At 70.9% G+C, this 15,745-nt stretch carries 12 protein-coding genes and 1 pseudogene; 8 read left to right on the top strand and 5 right to left on the bottom strand.

Translation table 11 applies throughout. The features are described from left to right. The first annotated feature begins 1 nt into the window (after position 1). Positions 2-757, top strand: coding sequence for a DUF3159 domain-containing protein (locus EDD90_RS15145; RefSeq protein WP_123973520.1), 756 nt, complete (start codon positions 2-4; stop codon positions 755-757). Between the two features lie 55 nt (positions 758-812). Here EDD90_RS15145 and EDD90_RS15140 read toward each other — a convergent pair whose 3' ends face one another. After that, positions 813-1,484: a TrkA family potassium uptake protein gene (locus tag EDD90_RS15140; RefSeq protein ID WP_123973519.1), complete on the bottom strand. Its 672-nt coding sequence runs from the start codon at positions 1,482-1,484 to the stop codon at positions 813-815. Then, positions 1,484-2,155, bottom strand: coding sequence for a TrkA family potassium uptake protein (locus tag EDD90_RS15135; protein ID WP_123973518.1), 672 nt, complete (start codon positions 2,153-2,155; stop codon positions 1,484-1,486). Before EDD90_RS15135 ends, EDD90_RS15140 begins: the two co-directional genes overlap by 1 nt. Before the next feature lie 363 nt (positions 2,156-2,518). Between EDD90_RS15135 and EDD90_RS15130 the strand changes: the two genes are divergently transcribed. Further along, positions 2,519-4,567: an APC family permease gene (locus tag EDD90_RS15130; protein WP_123973517.1), complete on the top strand. Its 2,049-nt coding sequence runs from the start codon at positions 2,519-2,521 to the stop codon at positions 4,565-4,567. Between the two features lie 87 nt (positions 4,568-4,654). Continuing rightward, positions 4,655-5,983 carry a class I SAM-dependent RNA methyltransferase gene (locus EDD90_RS15125; protein ID WP_123973516.1) on the top strand — a complete coding sequence of 443 codons (1,329 nt, stop codon included), beginning with the start codon at positions 4,655-4,657 and terminating at the stop codon, positions 5,981-5,983. A gap of 566 nt (positions 5,984-6,549) precedes the next feature. On the opposite strand, the gene EDD90_RS15120 is transcribed toward EDD90_RS15125, so the two are convergent. Beyond that, positions 6,550-7,269, bottom strand: a complete 720-nt coding sequence (locus EDD90_RS15120; protein WP_123973515.1) for a hypothetical protein — start codon at positions 7,267-7,269, stop codon at positions 6,550-6,552. 164 nt (positions 7,270-7,433) lie between these two features. Further along, positions 7,434-8,066, bottom strand: coding sequence for an RNA polymerase sigma factor (locus tag EDD90_RS15115; RefSeq protein WP_123973514.1), 633 nt, complete (start codon positions 8,064-8,066; stop codon positions 7,434-7,436). Positions 8,067-8,556: 490 nt separating this feature from the next. On the opposite strand from EDD90_RS15115, the gene EDD90_RS15110 reads away from it, so the two are divergent. The 3 genes from EDD90_RS15110 to EDD90_RS15100 all read left to right on the top strand — a co-directional run bounded on the left by EDD90_RS15110 (position 8,557) and on the right by EDD90_RS15100 (position 12,174). Next, on the top strand, positions 8,557-9,018 hold the full coding sequence (locus EDD90_RS15110) for a DUF1877 family protein (RefSeq protein ID WP_123973513.1): 462 nt from the start codon (positions 8,557-8,559) through the stop codon (positions 9,016-9,018). A 187-nt stretch (positions 9,019-9,205) separates the two neighbouring features. Further along, the gene (locus tag EDD90_RS15105; protein WP_123973512.1) at positions 9,206-9,883 is read left to right on the top strand and encodes a hypothetical protein; all 678 of its coding nucleotides are present in this window, start codon (positions 9,206-9,208) and stop codon (positions 9,881-9,883) included. Between the two features lie 14 nt (positions 9,884-9,897). After that, positions 9,898-12,174 carry a bifunctional polysaccharide deacetylase/glycosyltransferase family 2 protein gene (locus tag EDD90_RS15100; RefSeq protein ID WP_260327872.1) on the top strand — a complete coding sequence of 759 codons (2,277 nt, stop codon included), beginning with the start codon at positions 9,898-9,900 and terminating at the stop codon, positions 12,172-12,174. A gap of 199 nt (positions 12,175-12,373) precedes the next feature. Here the strand turns inward: EDD90_RS15100 and EDD90_RS15095 are convergent, their stop codons facing one another. Continuing rightward, entirely contained in the window at positions 12,374-13,567 is a 1,194-nt protein-coding gene (locus EDD90_RS15095; protein ID WP_260327871.1) for a S53 family peptidase, read from the bottom strand. Between the two features lie 496 nt (positions 13,568-14,063). On the opposite strand from EDD90_RS15095, the pseudogene EDD90_RS15090 reads away from it, so the two are divergent. Both EDD90_RS15090 and EDD90_RS15085 read left to right on the top strand, forming a co-directional pair. Beyond that, positions 14,064-14,720 (top strand): annotated as a pseudogene (locus EDD90_RS15090) (GNAT family N-acetyltransferase); the annotation flags it as partial. A gap of 123 nt (positions 14,721-14,843) precedes the next feature. Continuing rightward, positions 14,844-15,722, top strand: a complete 879-nt coding sequence (locus EDD90_RS15085; RefSeq protein ID WP_123981276.1) for a universal stress protein — start codon at positions 14,844-14,846, stop codon at positions 15,720-15,722. The last annotated feature ends 23 nt before the right edge of the window (positions 15,723-15,745 follow it).

The following is a 15,745-nucleotide window of genomic DNA, read 5'->3' as shown; positions in this document are numbered from 1 at the left end:
GGTGACGTCGCTCGACAAGCCGACCGAAGACACGCAGGCGCAGGCCGATGCGCGGGCGGTGACCGAGGCTGCGCTGTTCGAGGCGTTCGGCGGCGTGCGCGGCATGGTCGAAACCGTCCTGCCCGGCCTGCTGTTCGTCACGATCTTCACCATCAACAAGGACCTGCACTGGTCGGCGATCGCCGCCCTCGCGGTCTCCCTGGTGCTGGTCGTGGTCCGCCTCGCCATGAAGGACACCGTCAAGCACGCCTTCAGCGGTGTCTTCGGCGTCGCCTTCGGCGTCGTCTTCGCGATGATGACCGGCAACGCCAAGGACTTCTACCTGCCCGGCATGCTCTACACGCTGGGCCTGGCGCTGGCGTACATCGTCACGACCCTGTGCGGGGTCCCGCTGATCGGCCTGATCCTCGGCCCGGTCTTCAAGGAGAACCTCTCCTGGCGCACCCGCAACCCGGGCCGCAAGAAGGCCTACGCCAAGGCCAGTTGGGCCTGGGGCCTGATCCTGCTCGCCAAGTGCGCGATCCTCTTCCCGCTCTACTGGTGGGCCAACACCGCCCAACTCGGCTGGGTGCTGGTCGCGTTGAAGATCCCGCCGTTCCTGCTCGCCGTCTGGCTGACCTGGGTCTTCCTGGCCAAGGCGCCGGCGCCGATCGACGTCTTCGCGGAGATGGAGGCGGCGGAGAAGGCCGAGGAGGAGCGCAAGGCGGCGTCGGCCGCGGAGAGCGGCGAGGCCTCCGGCGGACGCCACCGCAGGTAGCACACGAGAGAAGGGCGCCCTCCGCAGCGGAGGGCGCCCTTCTTCCTTGCCTGCGTCAGCTGTCCTCGCGCCGGACCGACAGCAGGTCCTCCAACTGCTCCTCGCGGGCCTGCGCGGCCACGAAGAGAAGTTCGTCGCCCGCCTCCAGGGAGTCCTCGTGGGAGGGGGTCAGGACCCGGTTGCCGCGGATGATCGTGACCAGGGAGGTGTCCTGGGGCCACTCCACGTCGCCGACCTGGGTGCCGGCCAGGGCCGACTCCTCGGGCAGGGTGAGCTCGACGAGGTTGGCGTCGCCGTGGCTGAAGCGCAGCAGGCGGACCAGGTCGCCGACGCTCACCGCCTCCTCCACGAGGGCCGACATCAGACGCGGCGTGGAGACGGCGACGTCCACGCCCCAGGCCTCGTTGAACAGCCACTCGTTCTTCGGGTTGTTCACCCGGGCGACGACGCGCGGAACGCCGTACTCCGTCTTCGCGAGGAGCGAGACGACCAGGTTCACCTTGTCGTCGCCCGTGGCGGCGATCACGACGTTGCAGCGCTGCAGCGCCGCCTCGTCCAGCGAGGTGATCTCGCAGGCGTCGGCCAGCAGCCACTCCGCCTGGGGGACCCGCTCCACCGAGATGGCGGTCGGGGCCTTGTCGATCAGCAGGACCTCGTGGCCGTTCTCCAGCAGCTCGCCCGCGATCGAGCGGCCGACCGCGCCGGCTCCGGCAATGGCGACCCTCATCAGTGACCGCCCTCCTCTTCCGGACCCTCGGCGAAGGCGGCCTCGACCTTGTCGACGTCGTCCGTCCGCATCATCACGTGCACCAGATCGCCCTCCTGCAGGACCGTCTGCGAGGTGGGCAGCATCGCCTCGCCGAGCCGGGTCAGGAACGCGACCCGGACACCGGTCTCCTCCTGCAGCTTGCTGATCTTGTGGCCGACCCACTTCGGGGAGGCGTGCACCTCGGCGAGCTGGACCCCGCCGGTGGGGTCGCGCCACAGCGGCTCCGCGCCCGAGGGGAGCAGCCGGCGCAGCATCTGGTCGGCGGTCCAGCGGACCGTGGCGACGGTCGGGATACCGAGGCGCTGGTAGACCTCGGCGCGCCGGGGATCGTAGATCCGGGCCGCGACGTTCTCCACACCGAACATCTCACGGGCCACCCGCGCGGAGATGATGTTCGAGTTGTCACCGCTGGAGACGGCGGCGAAGGCGCCCGCCTCCTCGATGCCGGCTTCGCGCAGGGTGTCCTGGTCGAAGCCGACTCCGGTGACCCGACGGCCCCCGAATCCGGGGCCCAGCCTGCGGAAGGCGGTGGGGTCCTGGTCGATCACGGCGACCGTGTGCCCCTGTTGCTCCAGGGTCTGGGCGAGAGCGGAACCCACTCTGCCGCAGCCCATGATGACGATGTGCACGACCGTCCTTCCGGTGTCCCAAAGTTACTGCTCAGCCACATCAGGGTCTCAGACTGAGGCCCAAGCTACACACGCACCGTCCCCGCCGGGCACCCCTCGGCCAAGCTCATCGCCGAGTGATGCTGCGCACGCTCCAGGCGGTGAGGATTCCGAGGCCGACGAGGGCGACCGTGGCGCCGATCAGCTCTGCGGTCGCGGGCATGGGACCTCCGAAGTGCGAAGACAGGCGGGGTCTGCCATCTAGGCACGGATGGGGCGTAAGCTGCGGAATCCGCAGTTCCATCCGTCACCTTTTTCACTCGGGAGGCAGATCCGGCACTGTGGCTGGAGACCTGCCAGGTGGAAGGCCTACGATCCTCTCTCGTGTCCAAACTGACCGACGTGCCCAAACGGATCCTGATCGGGCGCGCACTGCGCAGCGACCGGTTGGGCGAAACGCTCCTGCCGAAGCGCATCGCACTCCCCGTGTTCGCTTCCGACCCGCTGTCCTCCGTCGCCTACGCGCCGGGGGAGGTCCTGCTGGTCCTGTCCATCGCGGGCGTGTCGGCCTACCACTTCAGCCCCTGGATCGCCGTCGCGGTCGTCGTGCTGATGTTCACGGTGGTCGCCTCCTACCGGCAGAACGTGCATGCCTACCCGAGCGGCGGCGGTGACTACGAGGTCGCCACCACCAACCTCGGCGCCAAGGCGGGCCTCACCGTCGCCAGTGCCCTGCTCGTCGACTACGTCCTGACCGTCGCCGTCTCCATCGCCTCCGGCATCGAGAACCTCGGCTCCGCGGTCCCCTTCGTCGTCGAGCACAAGGTGCTGTGCGCGGTCACCGTGATCGTGCTGCTCACGCTGATGAACCTGCGCGGTGTGAAGGAGTCCGGCAAGCTCTTCGCGATCCCGACGTACGTGTTCGTCGGCGGCGTCTTCATCATGATCGCGTGGGGTGCGTTCCGGGGCCTGGTCCTCGGAAACACGATGCGCGCCCCGACCGCGGACTACCACATCAAGGCCGAGCACCAGGGCCTGGCGGGCTTCGCCCTGGTCTTCCTCCTCCTCCGCGCCTTCTCCTCCGGCTGTGCCGCGCTCACCGGAGTCGAGGCGATCTCCAACGGCGTGCCGGCCTTCCGCAAGCCGAAGTCGAAGAACGCGGCGACCACGCTGGCCATGATGGGCCTGCTGGCCGTCACCATGTTCTGCGGCATCATCGCGCTCGCCGCGGTCACCAAGGTCCGCATGGCCGAGAACCCGGCCACCGACCTGATCCACAACGGCGTCCCGATCGGCTCCGGCTACGTCCAGAACCCGGTGATCTCCCAGGTCGCCGAGGCCGTCTTCGGCAAGGGCAGCTTCCTGTTCATCGTGCTCGCCGCCGCCACCGCCCTCGTCCTCTTCCTGGCCGCGAACACCGCCTACAACGGCTTCCCCCTCCTCGGCTCGATCCTCGCCCAGGACCGCTACCTGCCGCGTCAGCTGCACACCCGGGGCGACCGCCTCGCCTTCTCGAACGGCATCGTGCTGCTCGCCGGCGCCGCCGCCCTGCTCACGGTCATCTACGGCGCCGACTCGACCCGCCTGATCCAGCTCTACATCGTCGGCGTGTTCGTGTCCTTCACGCTCAGCCAGACCGGCATGGTCCGGCACTGGAACCGCCACCTGGCGGTGGAGCAGGACCCGGCCAAGCGCAGCCACATGATCCGCTCCCGCGCGATCAACGCCTTCGGCGCCTTCTTCACCGGCCTGGTGCTGGTCGTCGTCCTGGTCACGAAGTTCACCCACGGTGCCTGGGTGGCGCTGCTCGGCATGTGCATCTTCTACGCCACGATGACCGCGATCCGTAAGCACTACGACCGCGTCTCCGAGGAGATCTCGGCCCCCGAGGAACCGGACGACGACCTCGTCCGCCCCTCCCGCGTCCACTCGGTCGTCCTGATCTCCAAGATCCACCGCCCCACCCTGCGCGCCCTGGCCTACGCCAAGCTGATGCGCTCGGACACCCTGGAGGCGCTCACCGTCAACGTCGACCCGGCCGAGACGAAGGCGCTGCGCGAGGAGTGGGAGCGGCGCGGTATAGACGTACCGCTGAAGGTCCTCGACTCGCCGTACCGCGAGATCACCCGGCCGATCATCGAGTACGTGAAGAGCCTGCGCGCCCAGTCGCCGCGCGACGCGGTCTCCGTGATCATCCCGGAGTACGTCGTCGGCCGCTGGTACGAGCACATCCTGCACAACCAGAGCGCGCTGCGGCTGAAGGGCCGGTTGCTGTTCACACCCGGTGTGATGGTGACCTCCGTGCCCTACCAGCTGGCGTCCTCCGAGGCGGCCAAGATCCGGGCGCGCAAGCGGCAGGAGTGGAACGCGCCGGGTGCGGTGCGGCGTGGTCCGGCGGAGGCACGGCCGAAGGAGCCCAGCGGCAGTAACTAGGGGTTTCCGGGACCACGTAGACTGGTGGGCTGTCGTCGGCCCACGCGTGGCCGCTCCCCCCTCTCTCTGATCTGGAGTCACCCCGCCATGCAGGCAGAACCGAAGAAAACGCTGGTGGGGACGGAGTACGAGGTCGAGGTCGGCCCGGTCGCACACGGCGGGCACTGCATCGCCCGCACCGCCGAGGGCCAGGTCCTGTTCGTCCGGCACACGCTGCCCGGCGAGCGGGTCGTGGCCCGGGTGACCGAGGGCGAGGAGGGGGCCCGCTATCTGCGCGCCGACGCGGTCGAGATCCTGGACGCGTCCAAGGACCGGGTGCCGGCTCCCTGCCCCTACGCCGGTCCCGGCCGCTGCGGCGGCTGCGACTGGCAGCACGCCAAACCGGGCGCCCAGCGCCGCCTCAAGGGCGAGGTGATCGCCGAACAGCTCCAGCGGCTCGCCGGCCTCACGCCCGAGGACGTCGGCTGGGACGGCACGGTCATGCCCGCCGAGGGCGACAAACTGGCGGCGGGCGAGGTGCCGCAGTGGCGGACCCGGGTGCAGTACGCCGTCGACGCCGACGGCAACGCGGGGCTGCGCCGGCACCGCTCGCACGAGGTGGAGCCGATCGAGCACTGCATGATCGCGGCGCCGGGCATCAGCGAGCTGGGCATCGAGGAGCGCGACTGGTCGGGCATGGTCTCGGTCGACGCGATCGCCGCGACGGGCTCCCAGGACCGCATGGTGATCCTGGAGCCCCGCCCCGGCGCCCGCCTCCCCCTCGTCGAACTCGACCGGCCGGTCTCGGTCATGCGGGTCGACGAGCACGACGGCGGCATCCACCGCGTCCACGGCCGCGCGTTCGTCCGCGAGCGCGCCGACGGCCGCACCCACCGGGTCGGCAGCGGCGGCTTCTGGCAGGTCCACCCGAAGGCGGCGGACACCCTGGTCACGGCGGTCATGCAGGGCCTCCTCCCGCGCAAGGGCGAAATGGCCCTGGACCTCTACTGCGGCGTCGGCCTCTTCGCCGGCGCCCTCGCGGACCGCCTCGGCGAGAAGGGCGCGGTCCTCGGTATCGAGTCCGGCAAGCGCGCGGTCGAGGACGCCCGGCACAACCTCGCCGACTTCCCCCGGGTCCGCATCGAACAGGGCAAGGTCGAGTCGGTCCTCCCGCGCACCGGCATCACCGAGGTCGACCTCATCGTCCTCGACCCGCCCCGCGCGGGCGCGGGCCGCAAGACGGTCGAACACCTGACGTCCCTCGCCGCCCGCCGCATCGCCTACGTCGCCTGCGACCCGGCCGCCCTGGCCCGGGACCTGGCGTACTTCCGGGACGGGGGGTACCGGGTGCGGACACTGCGGGCGTTCGATCTGTTTCCGATGACCGCGCATGTGGAGTGCGTCGCGATCCTGGAACGCGCTGAAAAGGGCTCTTGACCTGCGGTTTTCTGATTTCTTTCGTCGGCTCGACCTGTTTGGGAGGTGGGAACGGGTGAAGGCGGACGATGCCGCGTGACCTGCGCATTCGTCTGAGCGGGAGGGGTGCGTGGCGGTGGCGTGGCCCCTTGGTTCTTGCGGCGTGACGCACGAATGACGCACGGCCTGAATGACCGACAGGTCGTTGGAGGGCCTGGAACAGGTGCGGAGGCGAGCTGGCCGGCTTCCTCGTATGCTCACGTTTGTCTTGCTGCCGGGCCGCAGCAGGGCAGCCCACGTGTGATGGGTTTCCTGGCCCGGCTTGTCGCGGGCGGCGCGGCGGAGAACTGCAACGCCGCCCCCTGTGATTCTGTCGTGCTCAGCTGGGTTGCGTCCTGAGAAGTGGTGAACCGGTTCAGGGGTTGGAGTCCTGATGGGCGCTGTTCCCCGCCGTGCCCTCGCCGGGATCGTTCGTGTTGCCCGGCTCGCTCGGCGAGGCTGCCGCTCAGGCCAGCTGCTCGGGGCAGTGCGCGTCGGCCTTGCCCTTCCCGGAGGTTTCTCCGCCCGCGCGGGCCCTGCTGTGCGGGCTACTTGCGCTTCCCGCTCCCCTGGCCGGCGCCTGCCTGGCCCTTCCCTGCCGTGCTGTTCGTGCCGCCGGTACTGTTGCCGGATATGCCGTTTTTACCCTCCGTGCCGTTTCCGGTGCCCGTGGTGCCTTCACCGGACTTACCCGTACTGGCCGATCCACCCGGCGTGGCCGTCGCCCGCGTCAGCTGCTCGGAGCAGTAGGCGGCGACCTTGGCCTTGCCGCCGGCGGCCGCGACGAGCTGCTGCCTGACTTTCGCGTCGAGTGCCTTGCCGTTGTCCTGGACCTGCTCATAGGCGCGGCAGTGGGCTTCGGTGTCCTGGGCGGGGGCTGGTCGGTCCGTCGGCCGGGAGCCCTGGGAGGACGACGACGAGGGTGCACTGCCAGGCCGGTCCGGAGCGAGCGCCGACGGGTGCGTGGTGCCCCGGTCGCCGTCGGCACCGTCGGAGGAGGAGCTCACGGAACCGATGGCCGCGACGGCGACGCCACCCAGGGTGAGGCTGGCGAACACCACGCCGAACGTCACCTTCAAAGGACGCCGGGCCCGCCGCTCCGCGGGCAGCCGCCAGTCGTCCCGGCGCCGGGTACGTGCTGCTTGATGCGCGCCCTCGACGCGGGCGGACCGGAAGGCGGCCACAGCCCGCTGCTCGGCCTGGGAGTCGAGATCGCCGGTACGGATGGCGGCGGCCAGGATCGTTTCCAGGGTGGCGGCGGCACGCACGTTCGGAAGGTCGGACAGGGCGCCGTCAGGCCCACGTCGACGGCCCGGAACTCCGCCGCCGCTCAGCCCTTCACCCATGTCCGCTTCCGTTCCTGTCCCACAGATTCTCTTCATTCGGCCTGCCGGGCCGGGGTGCCCGCCCGTCGGCCCGCTGCCGGCATCGTTCATGCCGACTTCCCCAGCGCGCGGTAAGCCCCATCCGTCACACCCTCCTCGGCCTCGTTGCCGATGCCCAACTGGCGGGCCAGGCGTTTCAGGCCCCGGTGGGCGGCTGTGCGCACCGCTCCCGAGCGCTTGCCGAGGACGCGCGCGGCGGCGGGACCGTCCAGGCCGACGACGACCCGCAGGAGCACGGCCTCGGCCTGGTCCCGGGGCAGTCCGCGGATCAGCTCCAGGGCCCACTCGGTGGAGATCGACTCCAGGGCCTGCTCATGAGTGTGGTGCGGGCCGGCCAGATCCAGTACGTCCTGGTCGGTGCCGCCGGCCTGGGGCCGTACGCGTTGGCGGCGCAGGTGGTCCAGCGCCCGGTGCCGGGCGATGGTCGCGGTCCAGCCGCGGAAACCCGCGCCGTCGCCCTTGAAACGCCCGAGGTCGCGGGCTATCTCCAGCCAGGCGTCGGACGCCACGTCCTCCGCGTCGTCGCCGACAATGCCACGCAGGTAGCCGAGCATGCCCGGCTGAACGATCCGGTAGGCGACTGTGAAAGCGGCCTCGTCGCCCTCCTGGGCCTGCGCGACCGCCGCGCCCAGTTCCCCGTCGCGCGCCCGTATGCGTCGGGGTTGCCGTACCTGGCCCAAGATCGTCCTCGTTCGTGCTTGGTTCGTAGCGAGTGCCTGCCGTCCGCCACGCTCCGGTCACATCGACGGCCCCATGATGTTCAGCGTCCGCCGTCACGGAAGTGTCACAACCCATCAGGCATCCCACACGTTCTCTCCGGTGTCCCCGTGCCCCGGCCCCTGGATCCGGCCCACCTATGCGTGTACGACTGAGGGCCGCCGGTGCGGTCCGGGCCGGGTGACGTTGCGTATGGCCCGTGCGCTGGGGGAATGCCGGGTTCGCTGCCGGGCAGGCCAAGAGCGACCGCTCCGCCGGCGCCAGCGCCGCAGCCCACCCCGGACCTCTCTCCATGCCGTCCGTAACTCCCCCCGTGGCGGTACGGAGAGGGACGGGGGCCGGGGCCTCGACCACTGAACGGGGTCCCGGCCCCCCTCATGGGCGGCGTCGGATCCGCACCCCGGTTCCGTCCGCCCACGTGATGCCCAGACGCCCCCGTGCGCTCCTCCTGGCATGAGTGCGTACCTCCGTCTGCGCGCGGTGCCACCCCCGGCACTGCGCAACAGCGCGACATGGCTGGAACGGCTTTTCGAGGGCGACGCTGAGACCGTACGGCGCTGCCGGGACTTAGAGCGCATCTATACCGGCGCTCCCCTGTATCCCCTTGCCGAGAGCCGGCCCCGAACCCAGGTGGTGCTCGGCGGCTGGCCGGTGTTCCGTGCCGACCGGCACAAGACGCCGCTCCTGGTGCTGACGGCGGCCCAGGCCCGCCAAGTGGCCCGGTTCCTCGCCGCGGCCGACTTCGAGGCGCTGTGGGATGCCGCCCGGGACGAACTGCTGCCGCGCTACGGCGGCGTGATCACGGAGCCCGAGACACGGGGCGCCTTCGCGGCGGCGCACCGGGAACTGACGGCGTTCTACGTGCACACGGCCGAGTGCGGAGACGCGGTGGTGAAGTGGCTGTCCGAGGCGTGAGTTGTGCGTGAGGTGTAACAGTTCCGGCCTGCCGCGCTCTGTCCATGCGGGCGGCCATGTCGGTCGGCCGGGACAGGGGACACGACTAGTGCAGTGGACGAACGGCAGCAGCGAAGCGTACGGCGAGGATCCGTATGGTGGCGCTGGGTACGCGTATGGCTACGGTCACGACGGGTACGGTCGCGAGGTGTACGGCCCCGGCGGGTACGGCCATGAGGGGTACAGCGGCGACATGGCCGCGCCGACCTGGGACCCGGTGCAGTCTGCGCACTGGACGCAACCCCACCCGGCGACGTGGGACGCCGCCCATGGCGACGTCCTCACCGTGTCGGCCCCGGAGACCGACACACAGCCCATCCCCTTCATGCCGGCGCCGGAGACGGCATCCGAGCCGGCCCCGGAGACGCCAGGGAATGGACCGGTGCGGCCGGTCTTCGTGGACTCCTCCGGGCGACGCCAGCGCCTCGTGCTGCGAGTCGCCCGGCTGCTGGTGATCCCCGCCGGTGGCTATGTCGCCCTGCTGATCAGCACCATGCTGGGCGGCCCCGGCATCAGCGCCCCCTTCGTCCCGCAGCCGGACACCGCACACGGGGCCGCGCCCCGCGTGACCGCCTCCGACTCCCCGTCCGGCACCGGCCACTCGGCGGGGAGCGCGAGTTCCACCGGAGCGCACGACAAGTCCGGTCCCACGGCGCAGCGGACCTCCGCGCCAGTGCGGCCGACAGCCTCGACCGCCTCCGTGGCCACGTCCGGGTCCACCGCGGCGCCCACCAGGGCCGCTTCTCCGACGGCCACCACCGGCCCGACCCCGACCCCGTCCTCCCAGGGGCGCGCCCTCGGGACGTCCCACAAGCCCGTGAAGTGATCCAAGGCCCTGACGTGACCGATCGCCGCCGCACCAATCCTCGCCGCCGCAGCCGCACCCGCCGGATCACCCCACGCACCCACTGGCTGCTGCTGTCCGTGCTCCTGGTGACCCTGTCGGCCGCCCTGCTGCTGCAGGGCTACACCCACCACATGTTCGGGATCACCTCGGACGACGTGACCGGCCCCCGGGGCCGCGCCGGAGCGGTGCCCGGCCGGGTGGCCCAGGGCGGCCCCGTGATCGCGGACGCCGACACCGCCCCGCACACCGCCCGTCCGAAGACCCACACCATCGCCCTCACCTTCGACGACGGCCCCGACCCCACCTGGACGCCGCGCATCCTCGACGTGCTGCGCCGCCAGCACGTGCAGGCGACCTTCTTCGTCGTCGGCACCGAGGTCGTGGATCACCCCGACCTGGTCCGGCGGATCGTCGCCGACGGCCACCAGATCGGCATCCACACCTTCACCCACCCCGACCTGTCCCGTCTCGCCCCGTGGCAGCGTTCGCTGGAGCTGCGCGAGACCCAGCTCGCGGTGGCCGGCGCGGCCGGGGTGACCACCGCGCTGCTGAGGCCGCCGTACTCCTCGGAGAACGACGCGCTGGACGACGCCGACTGGTCGGTCCTCAAGCAGGCCGGCGCGGCAGGCTATGTCACGGTGCTCTCCACCCAGGACGCCCAGGACTGGCAGCGCCCGGGTACGGAACGCATCCTCGTGAACGCCACCCCGAAAGGCCGCGCCGGACAGATCCTGCTCATGCACGACGGCGGCGGCGACCGCGCCCAGACCGTCGCCGCGCTGAACACCCTGATACCCCGGCTCAAGGCCCGGGGCTTCCGGTTCGCGACGGTCGGCGCCGCGGTCGGCATGGCCGGTCCGGTCCAGCGTGCCGGACTGGGCGACCACCTCCAGGGGATGGCCCTGATCGGCCTGCTGCGGGGCGGCGACTGGATCGTACGGCTGCTGGGCGTACTGATGTTCGCGGCCGGTGCGGTCAGCGTCCTGCGCGCGGCGGTCGTGCTGTTCGCGGCCCGCCGGCACCGGCGGCTGCGGACGGGCCGCCGGGCCGGGGCCTGGGGACCGCCGGTGACCGAACGGGTCAGCGTCATCGTCCCCGCGTACAACGAGAGCGCCGGAATCGAGGCCGCCGTACGCTCCCTGCTCGCTTCGGACCATCCGGTCGAGATCATCGTCGTGGACGACGGCTCCACCGACGGCACCGCCGACCTGGTGGAGTCCCTCGGCCTGCCGGGGGTGCGGGTGATCCGGCAGGAGAACGCGGGCAAGCCGGCCGCGCTCAACACCGGTCTCGCCGCCGCCACCTGCGATCTGGTGGTCATGGTCGACGGCGACACGGTCTTCGAACCCGGCACCGTACGCACCCTCGTGCAGCCCTTCGCCGACCCGGGCGTGGGAGCCGTCTCGGGCAACGCCAAGGTCGTCAACCGCGGTGGCCTGCTCGGCCGTTGGCAGCACATCGAGTACGTGGTCGGCTTCAACCTCGACCGCCGCCTGTTCGACCTCGCCGAGTGCATGCCGACCGTGCCCGGCGCGGTCGGTGCCTTCCGCCGCCGCGCCCTGCTCGCCCTCGGCGGCGTCAGCGACACCACCCTCGCCGAGGACACCGACCTCACCATGGCGCTGTGCCGGGCCGGCTGGCGCGTGGTCTACGAGGAGCATGCGATCGCCTGGACCGAGGCACCGGCGTCCCTGGGCGCCCTGTGGCGCCAGCGCTACCGCTGGTGCTACGGCACCCTGCAGGCCATGTGGAAACACCGCGGCGCCCTGGTCCAGCGCGGTGCCGCAGGCAAGCTCGGCCGCCGGGGGCTGGTGTACCTCCTGCTCTTCCAGGTCCTGCTGCCCCTGCTCGCACCGGTCGTCGACGTCTTCGCCGTCTACGGCCTGCTCTTCCTCGACCCGCTCCGGATCACCGCGCTGTGGCTCGCGTTCCTGCTGCTGCAACTGCTGATGGGCCTGTACGCGTTCCGCCTGGACGGCGAGCGGCCCGGCTCGCTGTGGAGCCTGCCTCTGCAGCAGTTCGTCTACCGCCAGCTGATGTACCTGGTGGTCATCCAGTCCGTCTTCACCGCGGTGTCGGGCTCGCGGGTGCGGTGGCAGCGCATGGAACGCTACGGCAGCCTGCAAGCACCGACGGGCACGCAGACACTCGCCCCGGAGTCGGCACCGTACGAGTCCGTCCAGCAGCAGGCGTCGTACGAGAGGCATCCACCGTTCCAGACCGGCCCTGTTCACGGGTATTCACCCGGAGAACGGCACGATTGGCAGTGAAGCATGCCGTCGGCCGGTCCGGGCCGTCATCAGTGCTCGCCGAAATGGAGCATCCGGCGGTCGGCGTCATCGCCGCTGGTCGCCGCGAGATCCTCCCAGACGTTTCTGCCGACCTGACAGGTGCTGTTCGCGCGGAAGGCCGGAGCCGGCATCATCGCCGACTCCGGCCCGCGCCAACCGGCTCACCTCATAGGGCTGTTCAGCCGATGAAGGCGGTGGTGCCGTTCGGGACGCCGAGCCCGGACGGGCCGTCGTATCCGGTGGTGCCGGTGCAGAGGTAGGAGCCGCCGCAGTTGCCGTTGGAGCCGCTGGTGACGTCGTACAGGGCCGAGGTGTGGGCGTACGGGAAGGACGCCGGGTAGGAGCCGGAGGACGGGGCGCCGGCCAGCGCGTAGGTCGCCGCGATCAGTGGTGAGGACGCGCTGGTGCCGCCGAAGACCATCCAGCCGGTGGCCGAGCGGTAGCTGTCGTAGACCGCGACGCCGGTGTTCGGGTCGGCGACCGCGGAGACGTCCGCCACGGTACGGTCGGCACAGCCGGTGTCCTTCTGCCAGCTGGGTTTGGCGTCGTACTTGGAGCAGCCGGAGCCTGCTCCGCTCCAGACCGTGTCGGTCCAGCCGCGGGAGTTGGAGGCGGTGTTCAGGGACGTACCGCCCACCGCCGTCACGTACTTGGAGGCGGCCGGGTACTCGACGCCGTAGCCGCCGTCACCGGAGGAGACGGTGATGGCGACGCCTGGGTGGTTGAAGTAGCTGGAGTCGTAGGTCGCGTCGCTGGAGGACTCGGAGCCGCCGTAGCTGTTGGAGACGAACTTCGCGCCCAGCCTGACGGCGGTGTTCACGGCCGTGCCGAGGTTGGTCATGGACGCGGTCTTGGCCTCGACCAGCAGGATCTTGCAGTTCGGGCACGCCGCGCTGACCATGTCGAGGTCGAGGGAGATCTCCTCGGCCCAGCCGGAGTCGCCGCGCGGGTAGCTGGTGCCGCCGTTCTGGTCGACCTTCGTGAAGCAGCCGTTGGCCGTGGTGCAGGCGGACAGGCCGTACTGGGAGCGGTATACGGCGAGGTCGGACTCGGCGTTGGGGTCGTCGTAGGCGTCGACGATCGCCACCGTCTGGCCCGAACCGCCGCTGGCGGACGGCAGGTTGTACGCCGACTGGAGCGAGGCGGGGCCGTAGCCGGAGGGCGCGGCGGCCGCGGACAGCTCGCTCTCGGCGCGCGCCGACTTCGGGGTGCCCGCGGTGACCTGCAGGGCGTTGCAGGCCATCTCGTTCTGTTTCGTCGGGGCGGTGCAGGCGCGGGCGACAGAGACTCCGTGGGACGCGGAGGCGGTGGTCTGGGCCGCCTGGCCGACGGGGGCGGCCAGGGTGAGGGCGGCCGCGGCGAGCGTCGCCACGGTGGGGAGAGAAACGATTCTGCGCAACGTACGTCCTCCACATGGTGGATGAACCGGGAAGGGCTGTGGGGGGTGCGCGGTACGACCTCGGTGCGGGGTACGCGCCGTGGTCGGGCAGACTGTACGGATGTCGGGGCCACGTCAACAAGGTGGATGTTGAAGCAGGGCTGTTTCTTTGCCTTTCCTGTGCATTCCACGTGTTGTCTCTGGGTGGGGCATGGCTGGAATTCGGGCCGCCCATGACTCGACCGGCCTGGGTGACGTTCGCCCTGGGTTCCGTTGAAGGACTTGGCCTTTTGCGGGCAGCTCCCCGTGCCCGGCGGAGCGGGGACAGGCACGACCGGCCCCCGCGGAGTGCGGCCTGTCCTCTTGTACGGCTTGTACGGCGGATCGCTCGGCCTCTGCCTGCCGAGGCGTGCGGACTCGGCTGGGTTCGTCACCCGGTACGCCCGCGGGAGACAATGGGGCTCCCGCGCCGGGTGAGGTGGTGGTGACGATGCCTGCGTGGCATCTGCGTGACTATCACGACGACGATCTCGACCAGGCCATCCAGATCTGGGACCAGAGCCGCCGGGCCGACGAGGACCGGGTGTTCCCGGTCTCCGAGGTGATGGTCGCGGCCAAGGCCGGTCAGACGGCGGTGGTCGCGGTGGTCGGCGACGAACTGGTGGGCATAGCCGTGGCGCAGGCGTCCGGCAAGCGAGGTGGATCCTCCTGGTGGCGCTCGCCTCCCGCTGGCGTGAGCGCGGGATCGGCAGTGCGCTCGTGGCCGAGGTGGAGCGGCGGCTGCGGGCACGGGGGGTTCGCCACATCAGGGCGTTGCTCCCCGCCCACGCCGCCGGGACGAAGGCTCTGGAGGACTCCGGCTGCCAGTTCCGCGACGACCTCGTCTACTACGAGAAACTCGAACCGCCGGGAACCGCGAACGCCGACGTCCTCGCTGCTGCTGGGCGGGCGCATGCTCCCCGAGGGCCGCTGGGACGCCATGGCCGGAATGGGGAGGGAGAAGGAAGTCATCGAACGCCGTGTCGTGCTCCCGCTGACCGAGCCGGCGCTGGCCGACCGCTACGGCGTCGTCCCGGCCAAGGCGGTCATCCTGTTCGGCCCGCCCGGCACCGGAAAGACCAGTTTCGCCAAAGCGGTGGCCTCGCGGCCACCGCCGCGTCGAAGGGGTGCGGGGAAGGCCATCGGAGCCGATGCGCTGCTCGGCGGGGTGGCGGAGGATGGACGAGGGCCGGCAGACGGGCGCAAAGTCGGCGCAGCGAGGAGGTGCGGCATGACGAAACCGGTCGTCGTGGGGGTCGACGGCTCACCGGCCAGCCTGGACGCGGTCGAGACGGCGGCACACGAGGCGGTGCTGAGCGCCGTCGGCCTGCGGCTGGTGCACGCCTTCGGGTGGCCCTCGATCCATCCACCGCCTGGTGGACCGCCTTGGAATCCCGCCAGGGCGGGGGTGCGTGAGCTGGTGGACGGCACGCTGGCCGAGGCCGAGCTGCGGGCACGCGAGATCGCACCGCGGCTGGACATCACGCGCGAGGTCACCGTCGGCGAGCCGCTGATGGTGCTGGAGATCGAGTCGCGCACCGCCTCCCTCGTCGTGGTGGGCAGCCGCGGGCTGGGCGCGTTCGGCAGCCTGCTCCTCGGTTCCACCGCCGTACATCTGGCCGCGTACGGGCATTGCCCGGTGCTGGTGGTGCGGGGCCTGCCGAACCCGGCCGGTCCCGTACTGCTGGCGGTGGACGGCTCCCCGGCAGGTGAACGCGCTGTCGAGTTCGCCTTCGCCGAGGCGAAGATGCGCGGTGCGGACCTGCTGGCCCTGCACGTGTGGAACACCTGGAGCGAACGGGCCTACGAGGATCCGAGCAACCCGCTGAACATGGTGGTCGACATCGACCGGCTCCGCGATGAGGAGCAGCGGCTGCTGGACGAGACCCTGTCCCCGTGGCAGACGCGCTATCCGCAGGCCACGGTGGAGCGTCGCCTGGTACGTTCCCGGATCCGCCCGGCGCTGATCGAGGCGAGTCATGACGCGCAGCTGGTCGTGGCCGGTGCCCGTGGACGCGGTGGCTTCACCGGCCTGCTGCTCGGCTCCGTGAGCCAGGCCCTGCTGCATCACGCGCACTGCTCCGTGGCGGTGGTCCGCGGCAACGAGTGAAATGGTTCGACGCTGATTCTGAC

Source organism: Streptomyces sp. Ag109_O5-1, from assembly GCF_003814875.1.
Classification (GTDB): Bacteria; Actinomycetota; Actinomycetes; order Streptomycetales; family Streptomycetaceae; genus Streptomyces; species Streptomyces sasae.
The sequence above is the reverse complement of the archived record's forward strand: the minus strand, read 5'-3'. Positions and strand labels throughout refer to the sequence as shown.